The 24138-nt window shown below is 64.5% G+C and carries 24 protein-coding genes; 3 read left to right on the top strand and 21 right to left on the bottom strand.

From position 1 onward, the window contains the following. Positions 1-11: 11 nt before the first annotated feature. Positions 12-1517 carry a sugar ABC transporter ATP-binding protein gene (locus QX126_RS07590; RefSeq protein WP_315780233.1) on the top strand — a complete coding sequence of 502 codons (1506 nt, stop codon included), beginning with the start codon at positions 12-14 and terminating at the stop codon, positions 1515-1517. Between the two features lie 10 nt (positions 1518-1527). Further along, positions 1528-2565 (top strand): ABC transporter permease, encoded by a 1038-nt coding sequence (locus QX126_RS07595; RefSeq protein ID WP_315738257.1) that lies wholly within the window; start codon positions 1528-1530, stop codon positions 2563-2565. A 231-nt stretch (positions 2566-2796) separates the two neighbouring features. Here QX126_RS07595 and mtnK read toward each other — a convergent pair whose 3' ends face one another. From mtnK to QX126_RS07700, 21 genes are all read right to left on the bottom strand, one after another. After that, a complete protein-coding gene (gene mtnK / locus QX126_RS07600) occupies positions 2797-4098 on the bottom strand; it encodes an S-methyl-5-thioribose kinase (RefSeq protein ID WP_315780236.1) in 1302 nt (433 codons plus the stop codon). Between the two features lie 102 nt (positions 4099-4200). Further along, complete coding sequence (locus QX126_RS07605) at positions 4201-4476, bottom strand: DUF1467 family protein (protein WP_315738259.1); 276 nt, start codon at positions 4474-4476, stop codon at positions 4201-4203. A gap of 15 nt (positions 4477-4491) precedes the next feature. Continuing rightward, positions 4492-4896 carry a methylmalonyl-CoA epimerase gene (gene mce / locus QX126_RS07610; RefSeq protein WP_315738260.1) on the bottom strand — a complete coding sequence of 135 codons (405 nt, stop codon included), beginning with the start codon at positions 4894-4896 and terminating at the stop codon, positions 4492-4494. A gap of 45 nt (positions 4897-4941) precedes the next feature. Continuing rightward, on the bottom strand, positions 4942-6612 hold the full coding sequence (locus QX126_RS07615; RefSeq protein ID WP_315738261.1) for a ribonuclease J: 1671 nt from the start codon (positions 6610-6612) through the stop codon (positions 4942-4944). Beyond that, positions 6613-7416, bottom strand: coding sequence for a biotin--[acetyl-CoA-carboxylase] ligase (locus QX126_RS07620; protein ID WP_315780238.1), 804 nt, complete (start codon positions 7414-7416; stop codon positions 6613-6615). Continuing rightward, positions 7417-8844 carry an NADH-quinone oxidoreductase subunit NuoN gene (nuoN, locus tag QX126_RS07625; protein ID WP_315780240.1) on the bottom strand — a complete coding sequence of 476 codons (1428 nt, stop codon included), beginning with the start codon at positions 8842-8844 and terminating at the stop codon, positions 7417-7419. 29 nt (positions 8845-8873) lie between these two features. Further along, on the bottom strand, positions 8874-10382 hold the full coding sequence (locus tag QX126_RS07630) for an NADH-quinone oxidoreductase subunit M (RefSeq protein WP_315780242.1): 1509 nt from the start codon (positions 10380-10382) through the stop codon (positions 8874-8876). After that, a complete protein-coding gene (nuoL, locus tag QX126_RS07635; RefSeq protein WP_315780244.1) occupies positions 10379-12466 on the bottom strand; it encodes an NADH-quinone oxidoreductase subunit L in 2088 nt (695 codons plus the stop codon). Before nuoL ends, QX126_RS07630 begins: the two co-directional genes overlap by 4 nt. 65 nt (positions 12467-12531) lie before the next feature. Then, positions 12532-12840, bottom strand: coding sequence for an NADH-quinone oxidoreductase subunit NuoK (gene nuoK, locus QX126_RS07640; RefSeq protein WP_284418728.1), 309 nt, complete (start codon positions 12838-12840; stop codon positions 12532-12534). Then, positions 12837-13475, bottom strand: coding sequence for an NADH-quinone oxidoreductase subunit J (locus tag QX126_RS07645; protein WP_315738266.1), 639 nt, complete (start codon positions 13473-13475; stop codon positions 12837-12839). The genes nuoK and QX126_RS07645 overlap by 4 nt, the downstream gene beginning before the upstream one ends. 9 nt (positions 13476-13484) lie before the next feature. After that, positions 13485-13973, bottom strand: a complete 489-nt coding sequence (gene nuoI / locus QX126_RS07650; protein ID WP_006611003.1) for an NADH-quinone oxidoreductase subunit NuoI — start codon at positions 13971-13973, stop codon at positions 13485-13487. Positions 13974-13980: 7 nt separating this feature from the next. After that, positions 13981-15051, bottom strand: a complete 1071-nt coding sequence (gene nuoH, locus QX126_RS07655; RefSeq protein WP_315738267.1) for an NADH-quinone oxidoreductase subunit NuoH — start codon at positions 15049-15051, stop codon at positions 13981-13983. Between the two features lie 10 nt (positions 15052-15061). Further along, positions 15062-17131, bottom strand: coding sequence for an NADH-quinone oxidoreductase subunit NuoG (gene nuoG / locus QX126_RS07660; RefSeq protein WP_315780246.1), 2070 nt, complete (start codon positions 17129-17131; stop codon positions 15062-15064). Between the two features lie 103 nt (positions 17132-17234). Then, entirely contained in the window at positions 17235-18560 is a 1326-nt protein-coding gene (gene nuoF, locus QX126_RS07665; RefSeq protein WP_315738269.1) for an NADH-quinone oxidoreductase subunit NuoF, read from the bottom strand. A 22-nt stretch (positions 18561-18582) separates the two neighbouring features. Continuing rightward, positions 18583-18798, bottom strand: coding sequence for a hypothetical protein (locus QX126_RS07670; RefSeq protein ID WP_315756756.1), 216 nt, complete (start codon positions 18796-18798; stop codon positions 18583-18585). Further along, positions 18795-19406 carry an NADH-quinone oxidoreductase subunit NuoE gene (gene nuoE, locus QX126_RS07675; protein ID WP_172236403.1) on the bottom strand — a complete coding sequence of 204 codons (612 nt, stop codon included), beginning with the start codon at positions 19404-19406 and terminating at the stop codon, positions 18795-18797. The genes QX126_RS07670 and nuoE overlap by 4 nt, the downstream gene beginning before the upstream one ends. A gap of 14 nt (positions 19407-19420) precedes the next feature. Continuing rightward, positions 19421-20380 (bottom strand): FkbM family methyltransferase, encoded by a 960-nt coding sequence (locus tag QX126_RS07680; protein WP_315738271.1) that lies wholly within the window; start codon positions 20378-20380, stop codon positions 19421-19423. Further along, the gene (locus tag QX126_RS07685) at positions 20380-21576 is read right to left on the bottom strand and encodes an NADH-quinone oxidoreductase subunit D (RefSeq protein ID WP_315711546.1); all 1197 of its coding nucleotides are present in this window, start codon (positions 21574-21576) and stop codon (positions 20380-20382) included. Before QX126_RS07685 ends, QX126_RS07680 begins: the two co-directional genes overlap by 1 nt. A 14-nt stretch (positions 21577-21590) precedes the next feature. Further along, positions 21591-22196 (bottom strand): NADH-quinone oxidoreductase subunit C, encoded by a 606-nt coding sequence (locus QX126_RS07690; RefSeq protein ID WP_315756759.1) that lies wholly within the window; start codon positions 22194-22196, stop codon positions 21591-21593. 13 nt (positions 22197-22209) lie between these two features. Further along, positions 22210-22794, bottom strand: coding sequence for a NuoB/complex I 20 kDa subunit family protein (locus tag QX126_RS07695; protein ID WP_284418856.1), 585 nt, complete (start codon positions 22792-22794; stop codon positions 22210-22212). After that, entirely contained in the window at positions 22791-23156 is a 366-nt protein-coding gene (locus QX126_RS07700) for an NADH-quinone oxidoreductase subunit A (protein ID WP_008964559.1), read from the bottom strand. The genes QX126_RS07695 and QX126_RS07700 overlap by 4 nt, the downstream gene beginning before the upstream one ends. 609 nt (positions 23157-23765) lie before the next feature. Between QX126_RS07700 and QX126_RS07705 the strand changes: the two genes are divergently transcribed. After that, positions 23766-23963, top strand: coding sequence for a hypothetical protein (locus QX126_RS07705; protein ID WP_315780248.1), 198 nt, complete (start codon positions 23766-23768; stop codon positions 23961-23963). Positions 23964-24138: the final 175 nt, after the last annotated feature.

The following is a 24138-nucleotide window of genomic DNA, read 5'->3' on the forward strand; positions in this document are numbered from 1 at the left end:
AGTCCCTCCCCATGTCGAACAGCCGCCCGCCTCTTCTGGAATTGCAGGACATCACCAAGTCGTTCGGCGGCGTCACCGCGTTGCGCGGCGTCGACTTCACGCTTCGCCCCGGCGAGATCCATGGTCTCGTCGGGGAGAACGGCGCCGGCAAGAGCACGCTGATGAAGATCATCGCCGGCGTGCACACCGGCTTCTCCGGCCGTTTCCTGCTCGACGGCCGCGAGGTTCATTTCAACTCCGTGCGGGACGCCCGTGCGGCCGGCATCGCCATGGTGCATCAGGAGCTCAGCGTCGCACCTGATCTCACGGTTGCCGAGAACGTGTTTCTCGGCAACCAGCCGACCAATGCCCTCGGTATCGTGCAGTGGCGCCGGATGGCGCGCGAGGCCGCCGAACAGCTCAAGAAGCTCGGGATCGACGCCGATCCGATGAGCCGGCTCGGCGATCTCCCGATCGGACTGCAGCAACTGATCGAGATCGCGCGTGTGCTGTTCTCCGGCGCGCGCATCATCATCCTGGACGAGCCGACCTCGGCGCTGTCACCGCCCGAGGTCGAACGGCTGTTCGCGACCTTGCGCGCGCTACGCGAGCAGGGCACCGGAATCATCTTCATCTCGCACTTCATCGAAGACATTCTGCTCATCTCCGATGAGGTGACCGTCTTCCGCAACGGTCGCAAGATCATGGAGACACCTGCGGCCGATACCAGCAAGGCGGCGCTGATCGAGGCCATGATCGGCAAGGGCCGCGATGCGCTGGAGGACAGCTACACCCACGACATCACCCTGCCCGCGCCGCCGGCCGACAAGCCGGTGGTGGTCGAGGCCGCGGGCCTGTCGCTGGCGCGCAACTTGAAGCGCGTCTCATTTTCGGTGCATGCCGGAGAGGTGCTCGGCATCTACGGCTTCATGGGCTGCGGCCAGCTCGAGCTGGCGCGGATCCTATTCGGCAAGCTCGCGCCCGACGCCGGCGAGCTGCGCGTCTCGGGCGAGCGCAACCGCTTCAAGAGCACGGCGGATGCGCGCCGCGCCGGCATCGCCTTCGTGCCCGAGAGCCGCCGCGACATGCTGTTCCTGCAGGAGCCCGTCTACAAGAACGTCTCGATCAGCATCCTCGACCGCATCAACGCGGTGCTGCTGAAGCCGGCCCGCGAGCGCGCGCTTGCGAAGCGCCAGGTCGAGCAGTTGCAGATCCGTCCCGCCGACGTCGAGATCGACCTTGGCCTGCTCTCGGGCGGCAACCAGCAGAAGGTCGCGCTGGCCAAATGGCTCAGCCACCCGCCCCGGCTCCTGGTGCTGTGCGAGCCGACCCGCGGCATGGATGTTGGCGCCAAGAGTGACGTGATCCAGATCGTGCGGAAACTACGCGACCAGGGCATTGCCGTCATCGTGCTCTCGACGGAGCCGGAGACTGTCCTGTCACTGGCCGATCGCGTCATCGTGCTCAAGCGCGGCGAGGTCGTGCGCGAATTCGCCGGCGAGACCATCAGCAAAGACCGTCTGCTCGAGGCGGCGTAGGGAGATTGTCATGGCGCATGGCGAGACCGTTCCGATGCCGGAGGCGCAACCACGACGCGCCGGTGGGGTCGCAGCGCTGCTGCGCTCGCAGATGCGCAACATCGCGCCATTCCTGACGCTGATCTTCCTCACCGCGTTCTTCGCAATCGCGAGTCCATCCTTCGCCACGCTCGACAATGTCGGCAACATCCTGACCCAGGTGTCGGTGACCGGCATCATCGCGGTCGGACTGACCTTCGTGATCCTGTGCGCCGAGATCGACCTGTCGATCGCTGCCATCGCGAACGTGACCGGCATCGCGGTGGCCTATTTCACCTTGCAGGAGTCCTACGTCAACATCGCCAATTTGCCGATGCCCGGCTTTGCCGCCATCCTGCTCGCGCTGGCGCTGTGCGCGCTGCTTGGCGTGGTCAACGCCTTCGGCCTGACCGTGATCGGCATTCCCTCCTTCATCATGACGCTCGCGATGATGCAGATCGCCGCAGGCATTTCGGCCATGCTGGTGCGCGGCCAGATCGCCTACAAGGTGCCGCCCATCATCACGACGCTCGGCTCCGGCTCCGTCGCGGGCGTGCCCTGGATCGTGATCGTGGCCGCCCTGATGCTGTTGCTCGGTCACCTCGTGCTGACCTACACGCGGTTCGGCCGCTACGTCTACATGGTCGGCGGCAACCGCGAGGCGGCGGAATATTCGGGGCTGAACGTCAAGCTGATCCTCGGCAGCGTCATGGTGATCTCGGCCGTCTGCTCGGGGATCGGCGGCATGCTCGGCGTGGCGCATTTCGGCAGCGCGCAGCAGAACGAGTTCGACACCTACCTGCTGGATTCGATCGCCGCCGTCGTGGTCGGCGGCACCAGCCTGTTCGGCGGCCGCGGCGGCATCGGCAACACCATCGTCGGCCTGTTCGTGCTCGGCGTGCTCAACAACGGCCTCGACCACGTCAACATCGACAGCTTCCTGAAGATTCTGATCCGCGGCCTGATCCTGCTCGCCGCGCTGGTGATCAACGTCTACGCGCAGCGGCTGCGCGCCAAGGCGGCGGATTGAGCGTGTGTCGTAGGGCGGTCGCGTGCCCACCATCGAGCTACGTGGCACGTGAGACATGGTGGGCACGGCGCGATCTGACAGTGCAAACGACGACAGACCGTCGCCGCGTGCCTTTGCCCACCCTACGCATCTGTTTCCGTCATTGCGAGCGAAGCGAAGCATTCCAGAGGCTTGCGAAGATTCTGGATTGCTTCGTCGCTTTGCTCCTCGCAATGACGTTGACCCCGTGAATCAAAAACCAGGCTGCCAGTGACGCAGCTCGCGCGCGGCGCGTGTCACGACCTCGATCGACGTGAACGATGCCGTCTCCACCATCAGCGTTCGGGCCAAGCGCAATGCCCGCGCCTCGCAGGTCGCGCGCCGCTTCTCATCCTCGATCAGCTCGAAATCGATGTTGTGCGCCAGGCCGAGAATACGACGGATGATCTTCGCGGCTGCAAATCCGACGGCATCCTGGAACAGGCGCGCCATGAAGGCCTGACGTTCGGCCTCAAGCCGCGCAGTTCCTGCTTCACCGGGAAACAGCGAGAGCGGATAGGCATCGCCGATGGCCTCGCTGCGCCACAGCGCCAGGAACTTGCCCGAGAACGCGCTCCACACCTGGTCCACGGTGATCAGCACCCAGCTCTCGAATGCCGCCCTGTCGCCGGGCGCGCGCTCGTGTCCGGCCGATGCAAAATAGGCCATCAACAAGTTGGCCAGGACAGCACCGACGTCGAAGCCCATCGGGCCGTAGAAGGCGAATTCCGGATCGATCACCCGGGTCTCGGTGTCCGTGACCATGATCGATCCGGTGTGCAGGTCACCATGGATCAGCGCCTCGGCGCTCGACAAGAACTTCAGCTTCAGCCGGGAGACCGCGACATGAAGATCGAGATCGGCACGAATGTCGGCCGCGGTCGCGTCGAGCCATGGTGAGGTCCAGCGGTTCTGCTCAGCGATCCGATAGGGATCGGTGAAGATCAGGTCCTCCGTGATCTTGCACAGCGCGTGATTGCCGGCGAAGCTCGCGATCGCCTCCTTCTTCGCGGCGGCAGAGAGCGCGAGGTCGGACGAGAAGAACAGCGTCCGCGCCATGAAGGTCGTGATGTGATCGACGAAGGCCGGATAGATCGTGCCCGCGACCAGCCCCTTGCGCATGATGATGTGCGGCTCCAGCAGCTCCATCGCCGTCAGCGCCAGCGCCGGATCATGATGAACGATGGCCGGCACGAGGCCCGGGGCAAGGCGGTTCTGATGCGTCAGCGCCAGATGCTCATAGTGGGCGCGTGACAGCGGCAGCGGCCAGCTCTCGCCGACCAGCCGCACGTAAGGCAGCGCCTGCTTCACCGCGAGTCCGCCGGACGATCCCTTGACGATGAAGACTAGATTGAGGTTGCCATCGCCGACCTCGGTGATCGACCAGCGCTCGGCCGGTCCGCCGAGTTGCCCTGCAACTGAAGGGATCCCCGCGAGATAGTTTCGAAGATCAGTCTCGTTCAGAATGCGATAGCCCGATGGCGTCCCGTTCCGGGCCTCGGCCGATGTCGTCACGCGCAACCTCCCTATCGAACTTGTTTTGACCTCCTATAGCAAAAAAGCCGACGCGCGTCCGCGCATCGGCTTCGAGAGAACGTTGTGCGATGCGAGCGGCAGCTAGAACGGAATCCCCATCAGCCGCGACAGTCGCTCGATGCTGAGATACCCGGCCTGATAGGCCACGAGTGCCAGGCCGAACACGACCGCCGACAGCAGCGTCGTCCAGATCAGGCGGCGTCCCATCAGGCTGATGGTCGGCGCCCCGGGATCGGTGCCGGGCGAGCCGCCGCCCGTCTCGTGCTGGCTGCGCACGCCGAACGGCAGGGTCACGAACAGCATGACCCACCACAGCACGAAGTAGATCGCGAGCCAGGTAGAGATCGTATAGGCCATGATCGCCCCGCTGCCTCAGGCCTGCTCGATCTCGACGAGCGCGCCGGAAAAATCCTTCGGATGCAGGAACAGCACCGGCTTGCCATGGGCGCCGATCTTCGGCTGGCCGTCGCCGAGCACGCGGGCGCCCTCCTTGATCAGCGTGTCGCGCGAGGCGATGATGTCGGCCACCTCGTAGCAGACGTGATGGATGCCGCCATCCGCATTGCGCTCGAGAAACTTCGCGATCGGCGACGCTTCGCCCAGCGGCTGAATGAACTCGATCTTGGTATTGGGCAGGGTCACGAACACGGTGATCACGCCGTGCTCAGGCAACGGGACGGCTGGGGATATCTCGGCGCCGAACGCCGCGCCGTAGATCTTGGCGGCCTTTTCGGCGTCCTTGACCGCGATGGCGACGTGGTTGAGCCGGCCCAGCATGACATCCTCCACTTTTCTTTTGAACCGCCGTTTGATCGGCCTGCGTCAGACTTCCAGGACGTGAACCAGACAGATCGGCTTCTTGCCCCATTGCTCATTGACCGCCGAACGCACCGCCCGCCGCACGGATTCTGCCGCTGCGTCCGGATCGCGCCGACGCGCCCGCGGCAGACCTTCGAAGGTCGAGACGACAGCATCGAAGACGATGTCGTCCATCTCCTCGCCCGCCGCATTCTTCTCGGGGATGCCGACCATGTCGACTTCCGGATCGTCGGCCAGCTCGCCCTTCTCGGTGATGGCGAGCGCCACGAAGATGCAGCCGGCAAAGGCCATCTTGCGACGCTCGACCACGGCGCGCGACTTCGAATCCTCGACGATGCTGCCGTCCTTGTAGAGGCGCCCTGCCGGCAGCTGGTCGATGATTCCGGGATCGCCGGGACCGAGCTTGACGAGATCGCCGTTGCGACAGGTGATCACCTTGGGCACGCCGCAGGCGCGCGCCAGCCTCGCGTGCTCGTGCAGATGCAGCGCCTCGCCATGGACGGGGATCAAGAGCTGCGGCCGCGTCCACGCGATCATGTCGCGCAGCTCGTCGCGGCGCGGATGGCCGGAGACATGAACCAGATGATTGCGGTCGGTGATGATCTCGATACCCTGCTGCACCAGCCCGTTGATGACGGCGCCGACCGCCTTCTCGTTGCCGGGGATGGTGCGCGACGAGAAGATGACAGTGTCGCCCTTGTTCAAGGTGACCAGCGGATGATCGTCATTGGCGATGCGCGAGAGCGCGGCGCGCGGCTCGCCCTGGCTCCCCGTGCACAGCGCCAGCACCTTGTCGGCCGGAAAGTGGCCGTAGAGGTCCATGCCGCGGAAGTTCTGCACGCCATCGAGATAACCGGTCTCGCGCGCGACCTGGACCACGCGCTCCATGGCGCGGCCGACGATGACGACCTCGCGCTCGGCCGCGCGCGCCGCTTCGGCGACGGCGCGGATACGCGCGACGTTGGAGGCGAAGGTGGTCACGGCCACGCGGCCGCGCGCCTCCTTGACCAGGGTCGTAATCGTCTTGGCAACCTCGGCCTCCGACGGCGAGCGTCCCTCGCGCACAGCGTTGGTGGAATCCCCGATCAAGGCGAGAAGTCCGGCGTCGCCGAGCTCGCGCAGCCGCTTCTCATCCGTCGGCGCGCCCAACACCGGCGTCGGATCGATCTTCCAGTCACCGGTGTGCAGGACGGTTCCGACCTCGGTGTGGATCGCCAGCGCGTGCGATTCAGGGATCGAATGCGCGACCGGAATGAACTCGACGTTGAAAGGACCTATGTCGACGCGGCCGCCGGAGGGGATCACCTTGACCGGGATCTTGGCCGGGAGGCGCTCAGCCTCGCACTTGGCCTCGAACAGCGCGGCGCTGAACTTGGTCGCGTAGATCGGGCATTTCAGCCGCGGCCACAGATCGATGATGGCGCCGAAATGGTCCTCATGCGCGTGGGTCAGCACGAGGCCGACCAGGTTGTTGCGCTCCTTCTCCAGGAAGGCGACGTCGGGCATGATCAAGTCGATGCCCGGCAGATGCTCCTCATCGCCGAAGGAGACGCCAAGATCGATCGCGAGCCACGAGCGCTGGTGGCGATTGCCGAGCCCGTAGATCGACAGGTTCATGCCGATCTCGCCGACACCTCCGAGCGGCGCAAATGTCAGTTCGTCGGGACGTGCCATCTAGACCGCTCCTTTGGATGCGACCGAGCCGAAATGAACATCACCGGCCGTGATCGGCTCCAATCGTCCCTCCGCGGTCCGCACCAGCATACAACCCTGTTCGTCGATCGTGTCGAAAATCCCCTCGATGATAGCATGTCCGGACCTGATGGCGACCGGCTGGCCGAGGCCTGCCGCCCGCTCCAGCCAGAGCCTGCGGATATCACCGAAGCCCCGCCCCTCGTTCCAGATGCCGAAATATTCGACCCAGGCATCCGACAGCGCCGAGAACAGATCCTCGGCGGTCACCTGGATTCCGAGGTCCGCCAACGATACCGCCGGTGTCGGGGTATCCAGCGGCGCCGCCACCACGTTGGTTCCAATGCCGGCGACCACCGCCAATCCGCCAGCCACCTGCTCCGCCTCGAGCAGCATGCCGACGATCTTGCGGCCGTCAGCGAGAACGTCGTTCGGCCATTTCAGCGCAAATGACGCGTGTGCTCCGGACCGCAGCGCAGCCTCGATGCTCACCTGGCGCAACGCGCTCTCGATGGAGAGGCCTGCGGCAAAGCCGAGTGTGGCTGCGATCGCAGGAGCCACGTTCAGCACTTCCAGCACGCTCGAGGCCAGATTGCCACGCGGGGCGATCCACGGACGCTGGCGCCGGCCGCGCCCGGCCGTCTGCTCCGATGTGACGAACCAGCATGGCGCCCTGCCGCCCTCTCGGGCTGACTTCAGCGCCTCGACATTGGTCGAGCCGGTCTGGTCGAACGTGACGAGTCCGTAGCCAGCCTTGGCGGCCTGGGACCCTAGCGCAAACGTCATCTAGAACAGCGATTTCGCCGCGGCCGCCGCCGCGCTGACGAGCGGGCCGGGATAGGCGAAGAACAGGATGTTGAAGATGCCGGAGATCGCGAGCACGGTGCGCAGCTCGATCCTGACGGGATCGAGCGTAGGCAGCGGCTCGTCGAAATACATCGTCTTGACGATCAGCAGATAATAGTAGGCGCCGACCACGCTGGTAAGGACGCCGATCACCGACAGTGTAAACAGCCCGCCCTTGATCGCGGCGACGAACACGTACCATTTGGCGAAGAAGCCCGCGAGCGGAGGAACGCCGGCCAGCGAGAACAGCAGCATCGCGAAGAAGAAGGCGAGCAGCGGATTGGTGCGCGAAAGTCCCGAAAAATCGCTGATCTTCTCGAACGATTGGCCGTTGCGCTTGATCGCCATGATCACGGCGAAGGAGCCGAGCGTCATCGCGACGTAGATCGCGATGTAGGTCAGCACGCCCTGCGCGCCCTCGACCGTACCGGCGGCGAGACCGACCAGCGCGAAGCCCATGTGGCCGATCGACGAATAGGCCATCAGGCGCTTGATGTTGGTCTGGCCGATCGCGGCGAACGAGCCGAGCGCCATCGAGGCGATCGAGACGAACACGATGATCTGCTGCCACTGGAAGGTGATGCCGGGGAACGCGGTCAGCGCGACGCGCGCAAACACGGCGAGAGCGGCGACCTTCGGAGCCGAGGCGAAGAACGCCGTCACCGGGGTCGGCGCGCCTTCATAGACGTCCGGCGTCCACATGTGGAACGGCACCGCAGACACCTTGAAGCACAGGCCGGCGAACAGGAAGACGAGGCCGAAAATGATGCCGACGCTGCCGGCCTTCGTCGCCGCCGCGATCCCGGCAAAGCTGACCGTTCCGGTAAAGCCGTAGATCAGCGATGCGCCGTACAGCAGCATGCCGGAGGATAGCGCGCCCAGCACGAAATACTTCAGGCCGGCCTCTGTCGACTTGACGTTGTCGCGATGGCTGGCCGCGACAACGTAGAGCGCGAGCGACATCAGCTCGAGACCGAGGTAGAGCGTGATCAGGTCGCCGGCCGAGATCAGCACCAGCATGCCCAAGGTCGAGAGCAGCACCAGGATCGCATATTCGAAGATGCGGCGGTCCGGCGCCGACAGGAATTCGACCGACATGATCAGCGTCGCGATCGAGCCGATCAGCGCCAGGATCTTCAGGAAGCGCGCGTAGCTGTCAGCGATGAAGCTGCCGCCGAACGCCTGGCCGCCCGGCTGCCTGAGCACCAGGATGCCGACCACGATCAGCAGAGCGACCGCCAGCCAGGTGACGAGCCCCGTCGTCCCCTGTCCGCGAAACGCGCCCAGCATCAACAGCGCCATGGCCCCCACGGCCAACAGCAGCTCCGGCAACACCACCCAAAGCTGAGGCCCAAGATTCTCGATCATCGTCTGTGTCCCGACCCCTCAAGGTCTCATCATTGGAGCAGCGCGGCGGCCTTCACGGCCGTCACGGCGGTATTGTAGTTGTTGACGAGCTGCTGCACCGACGCCGCCGACATATCGAGGATCGGCTTCGGATAAACGCCGAACAGGATGGTCAGCGCCACCAGCGGAAACAGGATCACGCCCTCACGCAGGGTGAGATCCTTGATGCTGGCCAGCGACGGCTTGGTCAGCGCACCGAACACCACCTTGCGGTAGAGCCACAGCGCGTAGGCCGCCGAGAGGATGACGCCGAAGGTCGCGAAGAACGCGGTCGGGATCGACACCTTGAAAGTGCCGAGCAGGGTCATGAACTCGCCGACGAAGCCGGAGGTGCCGGGCAGGCCGACATTGGCCATGGTGAACACCATGAACACCAGCGCATAGACCGGCATCCGGTTGACGAGGCCGCCATAGGCCGCGATCTCGCGGGTGTGCATCCGGTCGTAGACGATACCGACGCAGAGGAACAGCGCGCCCGAGACGATGCCGTGGGAGATCATCTGGAACACGCCCCCGGCCACGCCCTGCATGGTGCCGGCGAAGATGCCCATCGTGACGAAGCCCATATGCGCCACCGACGAATAGGCAATGAGCTTCTTGATGTCCTCCTGCATCAGCGCGACCAGCGAGGTGTAGATGATCGCGATCACGGAGAGCGTAAAGACCAGCGGCGCGAAGTCGTGCGACGCCAGCGGAAACATCGGCAGCGAGAAGCGCAGGAAGCCGTAGCCGCCCATCTTCAGCAGGATCGCGGCGAGAATCACCGAGCCCGCGGTGGGCGCCTCGACGTGCGCATCCGGCAGCCAGGTGTGAACCGGCCACATCGGCATCTTCACCGCGAAGGAGGCGAAGAAGGCAAGCCATGCCCAGGTCTGCAAGGAGCGCGGCACCGCCGTATGCATCAAGGTCGGAATGTCGGTGGTGCCGGCGTTCCAGTACAGCGCCATGATGGCGAGCAGCATCAGCACCGAGCCAAGCAGCGTGTAGAGAAAGAACTTGAACGAGGCGTAGACCCGGCGCGGACCGCCCCAGACCCCGATGATCAGGAACATCGGGATCAGCCCGCCCTCGAAGAACAGATAGAACAGCACGAGGTCGAGCGCGGAGAACGTGCCAACCATCAGCGTTTCCAGGATCAGGAACGCCATCATGTATTCGCGCAGCCGGTTGGTGACCGACTTCCAGCTCGCGATGATGCAGAACGGCATCAAAGCGGTGGTCAGGATTACGAACGGCAGCGAGATGCCGTCGACGCCCATGTGATAGCTGATGCCGGCCGCCAGCCAGTTCGACTTCTCGACGAATTGGAAGTCGGTCTGTGCCGGATCGAAGCGCAGCACCAGGATCACCGACACCGCGAAGGTGATCAGCGTGGTCCACAGCGCGATCCAGCGCGCGTTGCGCCGGGCCGCCTCGTCGTCGCCGCGCACCAGATAGATCAGCAGCGCGCCGACGATGGGCAGGAAGGTGACGACAGAGAGAATTGGCCAGGTGGTCATTGCTGGCCCCCCATGAACATGAACCAAGTGATCAGGCCGGCGACGCCGATCAGCATGGCAAAGGCATAATGATAGAGATATCCGGTCTGGATCTTGACGACGTTGCGCGTGATGTCGAGCACCCGCGCCGAGACACCATCCGGACCGAACCCGTCGATGACGAAGCCGTCGCCCTTCTTCCAGAGGAAGCGGCCGAGCCACTTCGCAGGACGGACGAAGATCACGTCATACAGCTCGTCGAAGTACCACTTGTTGAGCAGGAACTTGTAGAGCAGCGGCTGCTGGGCCGCCAGCTCCTCCGGGATGTCCGGACGACTAATGTAGAAGAAGTAGGAGACCGCAAAGCCCAGCACCATCATGATGAACGGCAGTTGAGCGAGCCAGAACGGCATATGCTCCATGTCCTCCAGGATGTGCGGGTTCATCTTCAGCGACTCGCCGAAGAAGTGCTCGACACCATGGGGATCGGTGAACACGCCCTTGAACGGGAGGCCGGCCAGGATCGAGCCTGCCGCGAGCACGCCGATCGGGATCAGCATCCAGATCGGGCTCTCATGTGCGGCATCGTAGTGGTGCTGGTCGTGCGGCGTACCGAAGAATGTCTTGAACACCAGGCGCCAGGAATAGAACGAGGTCAGGCCGGCGGCGACAATGGTGAGGAAATACGCGTAGGTCGCAAACGGATTGTGTGCGGCGTACGCAGCCTCGATGATCGCATCCTTGGAGAAGAAGCCTGCGAAGCCGGGGAAGCCGGTCAACGCCAGCGTGCCGACCGTCATCACCGCGAAGGTGTACGGGATCTTGCGCCACAGGCCGCCCATGTTGCGGATGTCCTGCTCGTGGTGCATCGCGTAGATCACCGAGCCTGACCCTAAGAACAGCAACGCCTTGAAGAAGGCGTGCGTGAACAGGTGGAACATGCCGACCGAGTAGGCCCCTGCTCCCATCGCCACGAACATGTAGCCGAGCTGTGAGCAGGTCGAGTACGCGACGATGCGCTTGATGTCGTTCTGCACGAGGCCGACGGTCGCGGCGAAGAACGCGGTTGTGGCGCCGAAGAACATCACCACGGCCTGCGCATTGGGCGCGAGCTCGAACAGCGGCGACAGGCGCGCCACCATGAACACGCCGGCGGTGACCATGGTCGCGGCGTGGATCAGCGCCGAGACCGGGGTCGGACCTTCCATCGCGTCCGGCAACCAGGTGTGCAGCAGGAACTGGGCCGACTTGCCCATCGCGCCCATGAACAGCAGCAGGCAGGTCAGGGTCAGCGCGTCGGCATTCCAGCCGAGGAAGTTGATGGTCTTGCCCGCGAAGCTCGGCGCGGCGTTGAAGATGGTCTCGAAGTCGGTCGACTTCGCCAGCAGGAACACGGCGAAGATGCCGAGCGCGAAGCCGAAATCGCCGACGCGGTTGACGACGAAGGCCTTGATCGCGGCAGCGTTGGCCGACGGCTTCTGGAACCAGAAGCCGATCAGCAGGTAGCTGGCGAGACCGACGCCCTCCCAGCCGAAGAACAGCTGCACGAGGTTGTTCGCCGTCACCAGCATCAGCATCGCGAAGGTGAACAGGCTGAGATAGGCGAAGAAGCGCGGACGGTTCGGATCCTCATCCATGTAGCCGATCGAATAGAGATGCACGAGCGAGGACACGCTGGTCACGACGACGAGCATCACCGCCGTCAGCGTATCGACGCGCAGCGCCCAGGAGACCTGCAGCTCGCCGGAATTGATCCAGGGCAGCAGCTCCTTGACCCCGGCCTCATGATGCATGAAGCCGACGCTGATCAGCATCGCCCAGGATAGGCCGGCCGACACGAACAACAGCGCCGTCGTGATCACCTGCGCGGCCCAGGTGCCGGCCGCGGGCGGCTCGGCGACATGATGGTCATCGTGCCCATGACCGCGATCGTCATGTGCCTGCGCGTCGGCGGCGCCGTGGTGATGGCCGTCGTCGTGATGGCCGTCGTCGTGATGATGCTCGACCACATCGCCGCTCGGATGGCGTCCATGCGCCCCCAGCAGCGCGATCAGGCCGGCCAGGATCGCGCCGAGCAGCGGCAGAAAGACAATGGCCTGGATCATTCGCCCGTCCCCTTACGCATGACCTTGCCGGCAAGCCGGCCCCCATCTGTGCGGATCATGCGCCCTTAGCCCTTCATCAGATTGACGTCTTCAACCGCAATCGAGCCGCGGTTGCGGAAGTAGACCACCAGCACGGCGAGGCCGATCGCGGCTTCCGCCGCCGCAACGGTCAGAACCAGCAGCGCGAACACCTGCCCGACGATGTCGCCGAGGAAGGTGGAGAACGCCACCAGGTTGATGTTCACCGCGAGCAGGATCAGCTCGATCGACATCAGGATGACGATGATGTTCTTGCGGTTCAGGAAGATGCCGAGGATGCCGAGCGTGAACAGCATCGCGGCGACGGCGAGGTAATGTCCCAGTCCGATGGTCATTTCACCCACTCCGCGGCGTCCGTATCCTGCAGCCCCTGCCCGACCGCAACCTTGCGGACGGCCATCGCCATCTCGGGCGTGCGCGCGTTCTGGACGTTGATGTCCTGGCGCTTGACGCTCGCCTTGTGGCGCAGGGTCAGCACGATCGCGCCGATCATCGCCACCAGCAGGATCATGCCCGACAGCTGGAAGTAATGGATGTATTTCGTATAGAGCACGAGGCCGAGCGCCTCGGTGTTGGTGACGTTGGTCGGGATCGCCGCGGTGATCGCCTTCGGCGCCGTCGGGTTGATGACCCAATACGACACGGTCAGCAGCAGCTCGAACAGGAAGATGCCGCCGATGACGAGGCCAATCGGCATGTACTGCAGGAAGCCCTCGCGGAGCTCCGTGAAGTCGACGTCGAGCATCATGATCACGAACAGGAACAGCACCGCGACCGCGCCGACATAGACGACGACCAGGATCATCGCCAGGAATTCGGCTCCCATCAGCACGAACAGGCCGGAGGCGTTGACGAAGGCGAGGATCAGATAGAGCACCGAATGAACGGGGTTCTTGGAGACGATCACCATCACGGCCGAGGCTACGCAGACCGCCGCGAAGAGATAGAAGAAGAGCGCAGGAAGGATCATCGGACGGCCTCAGCGGTACGGCGCGTCGAGCGCGATGGCTTTGGAGATCTCGCGCTCCCAGCGGTCGCCGTTCGCGAGCAGCTTGGCCTTGTCATAGTAGAGCTCCTCGCGGGTCTCGGTCGCGAACTCGAAGTTCGGTCCCTCGACGATGGCATCCACAGGACAAGCCTCCTGGCAGAGGCCGCAATAGATGCACTTCACCATGTCGATGTCGTAGCGCACCGTGCGGCGGGTGCCGTCGTTGCGACGCGGGCCGGCCTCGATGGTAATCGCCTGCGCAGGGCAGACGGCCTCGCAGAGCTTGCAGGCAATGCAGCGCTCCTCGCCATTGGGATAGCGGCGCAGCGCGTGCTCGCCGCGGAAGCGCGGCGAGATCGGGCCCTTCTCGAACGGATAGTTCAGGGTCGGCTTGGGCTGAAAGAAGTAACGCATCGCGAGGAAGAACGCGGAGACGAACTCCTGCAGCAGCAGCGACCGTGCGGTGGCGGAAATGTTCATGACAGCCTCATTTCGGCGCGATGCCGGCGAAGTGCAGCACGCCCGCGACGATCACCACCATGGCCAGCGACAGCGGCAGGAACACTTTCCAGCCAAGACGCATCAACTGGTCGTAGCGGTAACGCGGCACGATCGCTTTCGCCATCGCGATCAGGAAGAACATGAAGAACAGCTTGAGCGAGAACCAGATGACGCCCGGCACCCAGTTGAACGGCGGCAGGTCGATCGGCGGCAGCCAGCCGCCCAGAAACAGGATCGTCGCCAGCGCGCACATCGTGGTGATCGCGACATACTCGCCGAGCATGAACAGCAGGTACGGCGTCGAGCCGTATTCCACCATGAAGCCGGCGACGAGCTCCGATTCCGCCTCCACCAGATCGAACGGCGGACGGTTGGTCTCGGCCAGCGCCGAGACGTAGAACACGACGAACATCGGGAACAGCGGCCAGACGTACCAGTTCAGGATCGTCAACTGCGGCAGGCCGATCAGGCTGGCGAGACCGCGCGCATGCTGCGCCTCGACCACCGCCGAGAGGTTCAGGGTGCCGGCGCAGAGCAGCACGGTGATGATGACGAAGCCGATCGAGACCTCGTAGGACACCATCTGTGCCGCCGAACGCAGCGCCGCCAGGAACGGGTACTTCGAGTTCGACGACCAGCCGGCCATGATGATGCCGTAGATCGACAGCGACGAGATCGCGAAGATGAAGAGGATGCCGACATTGATGTCGGCGATCGCCCAGCCGAGATTGGTCGGGATCACCGCCCAGGCCGCCAGCGCCAGCACGCAGGAGACCAGCGGCGCCAGCAGGAACACGCCCTTGTTGGCGCCGGCCGGAATGATCGGCTCCTTGAGCACGAACTTCAGCAGGTCCGCGAAGGACTGAAACAGGCCCCAGGGCCCGACCACATTGGGACCCCGGCGGATCTGCACCGCCGCCCAGATCTTGCGGTCGGCCAGCAGGATGTAGGCAATCGCGACCAGCAGGACGACGAGGAGCAGGACGCTCTGCGCGACCATGACGATCAGCGGCCAGAGGAAGCCGGTCCAGAACGAGCTTGCAAAGAAATCAGCCATCAGGTCACGCTCACTCCGCTGCCGTCAGCATCTGCCCGGAAGCCAGGCGGGAGCATTCCGCCATGACCGCCGATGCGCGCGCGATCGGGTTGGTGAGATAGAAGTCGTCGATCAGCGGCTTGAACGGCGCCTTCTCGAGGTTGCCGCCCTTGCCCGCCAGGGTCTTGATGTCGGCGATCTTGCCCGCCTCGATCTGGTCGATGCGGCCAAGATGCGGCACGGCCTTGATGATCGCAGCGCGCAGAGCGGCCAGCGAGTCGTAGCCAAGCTTCTTGCCGAGCACGTCGGACAGCGCGCGGATGATCGCCCAGTCCTCGCGCGCCTCGCCCGGCGGGAACGAGGCGCGGCCGGCGACCTGAACCCGGCCCTCGGTGTTGACGTAGAGGCCGGACTTCTCGGTGTAGGCTGCGCCCGGCAGGATCACGTCGGCGCGATGCGCGCCACGGTCGCCGTGGGTGCCGATGTAGACGACGAACACGCCCTCGGGCACCTCGACCTCGTCGGCGCCGAGCAGGACCATCACGTCCATGGTACCGAACGTCGTCATCTGCGCGGCCGTGAGGCCGGTGCCGTTGAAGCCGATGTCGAGGGCGCCGACCCGCGATGCCGTATTGTGCAGCACGGCAAAACCGTTCCAGTCGTCGCGCACGGCGTTGACGTCCATCGCGATCTTGGCGGCCAGCGACAGGATCGCCGCACCGTCGTGGCGCGCTGCGGCGCCGGCGCCGACCAGCACGATCGGGTTCTTGGCGTTACGGAAGGTGGTCGCGAACGAATGCTTGCCGGCAGCGACGTCGCTCAGGGAGTCGGTGCCAGCGCCGATGTGCTCGTACGCATAGGTCAGATCGGCCTTGGGACCGACGACGCCGACCTTGAGCTGACCGGAGCGCCAACGCTTGCGGATGCGGGCGTTGAGCACAGCCGCTTCCTTGCGCGGATTGGCACCGACGATCAGGATCGCGTCGGCCTGCTCGATGCCGGCGATGGTCGGATTGAACAGGTAGGACGCACGGCCGAGCTTGGCATCGAAGCTGTCACCGCCCTGCACCGCGACGTTGGTCGAGCCGAGTTTGGCGAGCAGATCCTTGAGCGCGTACATCTCCTCGACTGCGGCGAGATCGCCGGCGATGGCGCCGACGCGCTTGCCATCGATGCGCGACAGCTTGGTCGCGATCGCCTTGAACGCTTCCGGCCAGGATGCAGCGCGGAGCTTGCCATCCTCGCGAACATAAGGACGGTCAAGCCGCTGCGTGCGCAGGCCGTCGACGACATGACGCGTCTTGTCGGAGATCCACTCCTCGTTCACGGCATCGTTGATGCGCGGCAGGATGCGCATCACCTCGCGGCCGCGGGTGTCGACCCGGATCGCCGAGCCGAGCCCATCCATGACGTCGATCGACTGCGTCTTGCCGAGCTCCCAAGGGCGTGCGGCGAAGGCGTAGGGCTTCGAGGTCAGCGCACCGACCGGGCAGATATCGACCAGATTGCCCTGCAGCTCCGAGCTCAGCGCCTGCTCGAGATAGGTCGTGATCTCCATGTCCTCGCCACGGCCGATCGCGCCCATCTCCGGCACGCCGCAGACCTCCGCCGAGAAGCGGACGCAGCGCGTGCACTGGATGCAGCGGTTCATCGAGGTCTTGACCAGCGCGCCGAGATACTTGTCCTCGACCGCGCGCTTGTTCTCGGCGAAGCGGCTGGTGTCGACACCATAGCCCATCGCCTGGTCTTGCAGGTCGCACTCGCCGCCCTGGTCGCAGATCGGGCAGTCGAGCGGATGGTTGATCAGAAGGAATTCCATCACGCCTTCGCGTGCCTTCTTGACCATCGGCGACCGGGTCGAAATTTCCGGCGGCTCGCCCTTCGGGCCCGGCCGGCAATCGCGCACGCCCCAGGCGCAGCTCGCGACCGGTTTCGGTCCGCCCTTCACCTCGACGAGGCACATCCGGCAGTTGCCGGCGATCGACAGCCGCTCATGATAGCAGAAGCGCGGGATCTCGGCGCCTGCCGCCTCGCACGCCTGCAGCAGCGTGTACTCCGGCGGCACATCGATCTCTTTGCCATCGATGATGATCTTGGTCATTGCCTCACATCTCTCTCAAACCACGAGCCACCGCGCCGTCGCGCACCGGAAAGGCGCGACAGGCGCGAAGGAAAACCTTGCTGGCAGGTTGGCCTGCCATCGCCTACTCCGCCGCCACCATGTGCGCGGGATCGCGCACGCCGACGTCGTCGACATCGGCCTTGTGCGAATACTGGTCGATCCGCGCTTCGATCTCGTGACGGAAATGCGTGATCAGGCCCTGGATCGGCCACGCCGCGGCGTCACCGAGCGCGCAGATCGTATGCCCTTCGATCTGCTTGGTGACCTCGAGCAGCATGTCGATCTCGCGCTTGTGCGCCCGGCCCTCGGCCATGCGGGTCAGCACGCGCCACATCCAGCCGGTGCCCTCGCGGCACGGCGTGCACTGGCCGCAGCTCTCATGCTTGTAGAAATAGGAGATGCGCGCGATCGCCCGGATCAGGTCGGTCGATTTGTCCATCACGATCACGGCCGCGGTGCCGAGGCCGGAGCGCAGCTTCGACAGGCTGTCGAAATCCATCGGCGTGTCGATGATCTGATCGGCCGGCACCATGCGCACCGACGAGCCGCCCGGAATCACCGCCTTCAGATTGTCCCAGCCGCCACGGATGCCGCCGCAATGCTTCTCGATCAGCTCGCGGAACGGGATGCCCATCGCCTCTTCGACGTTGCAGGGCCGCTCGACGTGACCGGAGATGCAGAACAGTTTTGTGCCGACATTGTTCGGACGGCCGATGCCGGCAAACCACGCCGCACCGCGGCGCAGGATGGTCGGCGCCACCGCGATCGACTCGACGTTGTTGACCGTGGTCGGGCAGCCATAGAGGCCGACATTGGCCGGGAATGGCGGCTTCAGCCGCGGCTGGCCCTTCTTGCCCTCGAGGCTCTCCAGCAGCGCGGTCTCCTCGCCGCAGATATAGGCGCCGGCGCCGTGGGCGACGTAGACATCGAACGGCCAGCCATGGATGTTGTTCTTGCCGATCAGGTTGGCCTCATAGGCCTGATCGATCGCCGCCTGCAGCCGCTCGCGCTCGCGGATGAACTCGCCGCGCACATAGATGTAGCAGGCATGCGCATTCATCGCGAAGCTGGCGAGCAGACAGCCCTCGACGAGATGATGCGGATCATGCCGCATGATCTCGCGATCCTTGCAGGTGCCGGGCTCGGACTCGTCGGCGTTGACCACGAGATAGCTCGGCCGGCCGTCGGTCGATTCCTTCGGCATGAACGACCATTTCAGGCCGGTCGGGAAGCCGGCGCCGCCGCGGCCGCGCAGGCCCGACGCCTTCATCTCGTTGATGATCCAGTCGCGGCCCTTCTCGATCAGCGCCTTGGTGCCGTCCCAGCTGCCGCGCCGGCGTGCGCCTTCAAGGCCCCAATCGTGCAGGCCATAGAGGTTGGTGAAGATGCGGTCCTTGTCGTCGAGCATGATCAGACGGCTTCCTCGGATGTCAGCGGTTCGACTGCATGGTGGCGATGAAGGCGGCGCAGCCGCCGAACACCAGCGCCCACAGCAGACTGGACTCCAGCGTCGCGTTGAGCGCGAACCGCTGCAGCACGAAAATGAAAGCGGCGGCCGCGAGCGTATGCAGCGCCACGTAGCGCCAGTTCTTCATCGCGGCGCCCTCTTGGCTCAGGGCCGCAACGCGGGTGCGCTTGCGGCTCATGTCTTTTCCTTCAACGTGGTCGGACCGCCGGCGGGCGCCGAGAACTGGCGGCCGTTCTGCGGACCAGGCGTCGGCAGGTTGCCGGTCGCGAAGCCGTCGAGCACCTTGCCGAAGCTCTCCGGCGTCAGGTCCTCATACGTGTCCTTCCAGACCTGCACCATCGGCGCATTCACGCAGGCGCCCAGGCACTCGACCTCTTCCCAGCTGAAGTCGCCATCCTTCGACAGATGGAAGGGGTCGTGATGAATACGGTGCTTGCAGACCTCGATCAGCTCCTCGGCGCCGCGCAGCCGGCATGGCGTCGTGCCGCAGACCTGGACGTGGGCCTTCTTGCCGACCGGCTGCAGCTGGAACATGGTGTAGAAAGTCGCGACCTCGAGCACGCGGATGTAGGGCATGCCTAGCATGTCGGCGACGACGCGGATCGCAGCTTCGGACACCCAGCCCTCGTTCTGCTCCTGGGCGCGCCACAGGATCGCGATCACCGCCGAGGCCTGCCGGCCTTCCGGGTATTTCGCGATCTGAGCCTTGGCGAAGGCGAGGTTTTCCTCCGTGAACGCAAAGCTCGCGGGCTGGACTTCCTTCGGGGCAAGACGGCGGACGGACATGGCTCTTCAGTCTTTCATTGCATGCGGCGCGCGGCACTTGCATTGAGCGCTGCGACGCGATTCTGCCAGAAGGCACTTGCAGTTCCGAACACGTTATAGCCGACGTGAGCGGACGCCTTGATGCGGTCGAGGATCGACAGCTCGGTCACGATCTCGAAGCGGCCGCTCGCGGGGTCGTAGACCATCAGTTGCATCGGCGTTTCATCGAGGATGTAGCGCGACACCGTATGATTGCGATCCTGGCCGTGCTCCTCGCACAGGACCATGCTGTCGGTCGCAAGCAGCCGCGCCCCACCCTTGATCGCCTCGATCTCGACGCCCTCGACGTCGAGCTTGATCAGGTACTTGCCGGAAGCGGCGACGTTGCCGTCGTCGATGAGGTCATCCAGCGCCATCACCGGCACCTGCTCACCGCCAGCGCTGTCGCCGGCGATACTGAAGGCCTCGTGCTTGGTACCGGTGAGATGCGCGACGCCGCGGCGTTCGCCGATGGCGCACTTCATCACTTCGAAGCGGCCGCCGTTGATCTGCGCATTGTTCGCAAGCTTGGCGAAGTTCGCCGAGGACGGCTCGATCGCGATCGCCTTGTGCGAGCCGTAGGGCGTGCTCGACACCAGCACCGACCAGTAGCCGTAATTGGCCCCGCCATCGATGAAGGTGTAGTCGACATCGACAGTGCCGAGGAACAGGAGCTCGAGCTCGTCCTCATAGTGATAGTCGCGGTTGAGAAGCTTGCTCCAGTAGCCGTCGCCATAGGGGAACTCGAACACGGCGTCCGGGTTGAGCTTCACCGCGATGTCGCGCTCGGGCAGCGCCAAGCGCAGCAGGTTGGCGCAGCGATTGTAGCCGCGATGCGAGAAATGCGAGGAAATCTTCGAGCCGGTCGACAACGCCAATGCAGCCGTGCGCTCCCAGAGGTTCGCTCCTTCGAGCGCTCCGGAAGCACGATCGAACTGGATCGGCGCATGGCCCATCAGCGGTCCACCTCTCCGAACACGATGTCGAGCGAGCCGAGAATGGCCGAGACGTCGGCGAGCAGATGGCCGCGGCAGATGAAATCCATCGCCTGCAGATGCGCGAAGCCCGGCGCGCGGATCTTGCACTTGTAGGGCTTGTTGGTGCCGTCGGCGACAAGATAGACGCCGAACTCGCCCTTCGGCGCCTCGACCGCCGCATAGATCTCACCCGCGGGGACGTGCACGCCCTCGGTATAGAGCTTGAAGTGGTGGATCAGCGCTTCCATCGAGCGCTTCATCTCACCGCGGCGCGGCGGCGCGATCTTGTTGTCGGTGATCATCACCGGGCCCTGCCCGTCCGGTGCGCGCAGCTTCTGGATGCACTGCTTCATGATACGCACCGACTGGCGCATCTCTTCCATGCGGATCAGATAGCGGTCGTAGCAGTCGCCGTTCTTGCCGATCGGAACGTCGAACTCCATCTCGGCATAGACATCGTAGGGCTGCGACTTGCGCAGGTCCCAGGCCGCGCCCGAGCCGCGCACCATCACGCCGGAGAAGCCCCACTCCCAGGCCTGCTTCAGGGTCACGACGCCGATGTCGACGTTACGCTGCTTGAAGATGCGGTTGCCGGTGAGAAGCCGGTCGAGATCGTCGACCACCTTCAGGAACGGATCGCAGAATGCGTCGATGTCGTCGATCAGCTTCGGCGGCAGGTCCTGGTGGACGCCACCGATGCGGAAGTAGTTGGCGTGCATGCGCGAGCCGGAGGCCCGCTCATAGAACACCATCAGCTTCTCGCGCTCCTCGAAGCCCCACAGCGGCGGGGTCAGCGCGCCGACGTCCATCGCCTGGGTGGTGACGTTGAGCAAATGCGACAGCAGCCGTCCGATCTCGGAGTAGAGCACGCGGATCAGTTGGCCGCGGCGCGGCACCTCGATGCCGAGCAGGCGCTCGGCGGCGAGGCAGAAGGCATGCTCCTGGTTCATCGGCGCGACGTAGTCGAGCCGATCGAAATAGGGCATCGCCTGCATGTAGGTCTTGGTCTCGATCAGCTTCTCGGTGCCGCGATGCAGAAGGCCGATATGCGGATCGACGCGCTCGACCACCTCACCGTCCAGCTCCAGCACAAGGCGCAGCACACCGTGCGCCGCCGGATGCTGCGGGCCAAAGTTGATCGTGAAGTTGCGGAGTGCCGGGCTCTGCTCGTTCATGCTCGCGCTCCCACTCACTTCGTCGCTTTCTCGTCGCCGGGCAGCGGATAGTCCGCGCCTTCCCAGGGCGACAGGAAATCGAACTTGCGGAATTCCTGGTTGAGCCTGACAGGCTCGTAGATCACCCGCTTCTCCTGGTCGTCGTAGCGCACCTCGACGAAGCCGGTGGTGGGGAAGTCCTTGCGCAGCGGGTGGCCGTCGAAGCCGTAATCCGTCAGCAGGCGGCGCATGTCGGGGTGACCGACGAAGATCACGCCGTAGAGGTCATAGGCCTCGCGCTCGAACCAATCCGCCCCCGGGAAGACGTCGATCAGCGACGGCACCTGCGTCGTCTCGTCGGCCTCGGCCTTGAGCCGGATGCGTGCGTTCAGGGTCGGAGACAGGAAATGGTAGACGACGTCGAAGCGCTTGGCGCGCTCCGGGTAGTCTACCGCGGTGATGTCGGTGATGTTGACGAACCGGAGAGCCGGATCATCACGCAGATACTTCACAACCTCGACGATCCGACCCGGCTCCACGCTCACCGTGAGCTGATTGAAAGCGACCGAATGGCCGATCGCCGCGCCCGGAAGCGCGCTCACGATCGTCTGCCCAAGGGCGTCGAGCCTGCCGTCGTCCATAACGAAAAAACCTTCAGCGTTCGATGGTGCCGGTGCGCCGGATCTTCTTCTGCAGCAGCAGAACACCGTACAGCAGCGCTTCCGCGGTCGGCGGACAGCCGGGCACATAGATATCAATGGGAACGATGCGGTCGCAGCCGCGGACCACCGAATAGGAATAGTGATAGTAGCCGCCGCCATTGGCGCACGACCCCATCGAGATGACGTAGCGCGGCTCCGGCATCTGGTCGTAGACCTTGCGCAGCGCCGGCGCCATCTTGTTGGTCAGGGTGCCGGCGACGATCATCACGTCCGACTGGCGCGGCGAGGCGCGCGGCGCGAAGCCGAAGCGCTCGACGTCGTAGCGCGGCATCGAGACCTGCATCATCTCGACGGCGCAGCAGGCCAGGCCGAACGTCATCCACATCAGGGAGCCGGTGCGGGCCCAGGTGATGAGATCGTCAGCGGTGGCAACGAAGAATCCCTTGTCCGACAGCTCGTGCCTGACCTCGAGGAAATACGGGTCGTTGGCACCGATCGGCCTGCCGGTCGCGGGATCGAGAATGCCCTTCGGGGCCGGTGCGATCACCGGACCGGTCGAGGACGTGGTCGGGCTCAATCCCATTCAAGCGCGCCTTTCTTCCATTCGTAGGCAAACCCGACCGTCAGCACGGCCAGGAACACCAGCATCGACCAGAAGCCGGCCGCGCCGAGCTTGCCGAATGCCACTGCCCAGGGGAACAGGAAGGCGACTTCGAGGTCGAAGATGATGAAAAGGATGGCCACCAGATAGAAGCGGACGTCGAACTTCATGCGCGCGTCGTCGAACGCATTGAAGCCGCATTCGTACGCGGAGAGCTTCTCGGGATCGGGCTGCTGGTAGGCGACCAGGAAGGGCGCGATCAGCAGAACCACCCCGATGATGGCTGCGACACCTATGAACACGACGAGGGGGAGATAGTTCTGGAGGATGCCGGTCATCGGCGCCACTTTCCTCTGCGGTTTCGGTGCAAACCGCAGATTCGTTGCATTGGAATTGGTCGAAGCCTTAGCGCAGCGCACCAAGCCGCGCAAGACAAGCCGTCTCGCCGGTGTCATCCCTCCCCACATTGCGGAAACCTGGACACACCGAGCCACGGCGCCACGGATGACGCGTGCAGGAGCCGCATTGCAGACCCGCAGCATTACGGTGTCGCACGGACCGGCGCGGGATGCTGAGGTGATCAGCGATCGCGAGCGCGCACGCCGCCGTGCGCAGGCTGGGCGGGGTCGGAGAGGGATGCGGATCAGCGTTCGATCGAGCGATCCAAGCAAGGCGACTGGACCGTCACCCGATAGGCGTCCGTTATCACGTCAGATGGTCACGAAGGGCCGCCGGATCAAGATCACCTGCGGCGGCCGGCGCGGCCGCGGTCACCGCCGATGCCGGCATGGGTGCCGATCATGGGCTCCGGCCGCATACTCCCGATTGCCGGCGCGCCGACTGCAACCGATGAAACCATTTTGAGGAAACGAAGAAACCGGATCGAAACAAAGCGGAGGTACATGTCCAGGCAACAAAGTGGCGCTCTGAGACGCCGGGAGGCTGACATGAACCACTCGCTGCATTCCGCAGACCGATCGACTCACATGAAGATCGTCGTCGTTGCCCTGATCGCAGGCATCGCGGTAACCGCTTTCGGTATCGCGACCCGCGCCAATGTGGACTACAGCCAGACGGCATCGCACGTCGTGAAGGCCGGCAAGCCTGTGACCGTGACGAGTTCCAGCGACTCGATGGTGCGCTGAGCCGTCGGTCCGCTGCTGACAGCGGTCGCAGGCCACCCGCTGGGTGGCCTTTTTCGTGCCCGATCGGAAAGATTAGCGACGGAGCGCCTGCAGTTCGGCGAAGCGTCAGGTGGTGGCCGGGGAGAGATCACGCGGTCGCACGGCTTGCGGCGGCCAAAGGATCAAATCGAAAGCT

It is taken from the genome of Bradyrhizobium sp. SZCCHNPS1003, assembly GCF_032381555.1.
Lineage (GTDB): Bacteria > Pseudomonadota > Alphaproteobacteria > Rhizobiales > Xanthobacteraceae > Bradyrhizobium.

Bases quoted from the DNA above. Each gene is read 5' to 3' on its own strand.
- QX126_RS07590 (WP_315780233.1), top strand. From the start codon at position 12: ATGTCGAACAGCCGCCCGCCTCTTCTGGAATTGCAGGACATCACCAAG.
- QX126_RS07595 (WP_315738257.1), top strand. From the start codon at position 1,528: ATGGCGCATGGCGAGACCGTTCCGATGCCGGAGGCGCAACCACGACGC.
- QX126_RS07605 (WP_315738259.1), bottom strand. From the start codon at position 4,476: ATGGCCTATACGATCTCTACCTGGCTCGCGATCTACTTCGTGCTGTGG.
- mce (WP_315738260.1), bottom strand. From the start codon at position 4,896: ATGCTGGGCCGGCTCAACCACGTCGCCATCGCGGTCAAGGACGCCGAA.
- QX126_RS07615 (WP_315738261.1), bottom strand. From the start codon at position 6,612: ATGGCACGTCCCGACGAACTGACATTTGCGCCGCTCGGAGGTGTCGGC.
- QX126_RS07620 (WP_315780238.1), bottom strand. From the start codon at position 7,416: ATGACGTTTGCGCTAGGGTCCCAGGCCGCCAAGGCTGGCTACGGACTC.
- nuoN (WP_315780240.1), bottom strand. From the start codon at position 8,844: ATGATCGAGAATCTTGGGCCTCAGCTTTGGGTGGTGTTGCCGGAGCTG.
- QX126_RS07630 (WP_315780242.1), bottom strand. From the start codon at position 10,382: ATGACCACCTGGCCAATTCTCTCTGTCGTCACCTTCCTGCCCATCGTC.
- nuoL (WP_315780244.1), bottom strand. From the start codon at position 12,466: ATGATCCAGGCCATTGTCTTTCTGCCGCTGCTCGGCGCGATCCTGGCC.
- nuoK (WP_284418728.1), bottom strand. From the start codon at position 12,840: ATGACCATCGGACTGGGACATTACCTCGCCGTCGCCGCGATGCTGTTC.
- QX126_RS07645 (WP_315738266.1), bottom strand. From the start codon at position 13,475: ATGATCCTTCCTGCGCTCTTCTTCTATCTCTTCGCGGCGGTCTGCGTA.
- nuoI (WP_006611003.1), bottom strand. From the start codon at position 13,973: ATGAACATTTCCGCCACCGCACGGTCGCTGCTGCTGCAGGAGTTCGTC.
- nuoH (WP_315738267.1), bottom strand. From the start codon at position 15,051: ATGGCTGATTTCTTTGCAAGCTCGTTCTGGACCGGCTTCCTCTGGCCG.
- nuoG (WP_315780246.1), bottom strand. From the start codon at position 17,131: ATGACCAAGATCATCATCGATGGCAAAGAGATCGATGTGCCGCCGGAG.
- nuoF (WP_315738269.1), bottom strand. From the start codon at position 18,560: ATGCTCGACGACAAGGACCGCATCTTCACCAACCTCTATGGCCTGCAC.
- QX126_RS07670 (WP_315756756.1), bottom strand. From the start codon at position 18,798: ATGAGCCGCAAGCGCACCCGCGTTGCGGCCCTGAGCCAAGAGGGCGCC.
- nuoE (WP_172236403.1), bottom strand. From the start codon at position 19,406: ATGTCCGTCCGCCGTCTTGCCCCGAAGGAAGTCCAGCCCGCGAGCTTT.
- QX126_RS07680 (WP_315738271.1), bottom strand. From the start codon at position 20,380: ATGGGCCATGCGCCGATCCAGTTCGATCGTGCTTCCGGAGCGCTCGAA.
- QX126_RS07685 (WP_315711546.1), bottom strand. From the start codon at position 21,576: ATGAACGAGCAGAGCCCGGCACTCCGCAACTTCACGATCAACTTTGGC.
- QX126_RS07690 (WP_315756759.1), bottom strand. From the start codon at position 22,196: ATGGACGACGGCAGGCTCGACGCCCTTGGGCAGACGATCGTGAGCGCG.
- QX126_RS07700 (WP_008964559.1), bottom strand. From the start codon at position 23,156: ATGACCGGCATCCTCCAGAACTATCTCCCCCTCGTCGTGTTCATAGGT.
- QX126_RS07705 (WP_315780248.1), top strand. From the start codon at position 23,766: ATGAACCACTCGCTGCATTCCGCAGACCGATCGACTCACATGAAGATC.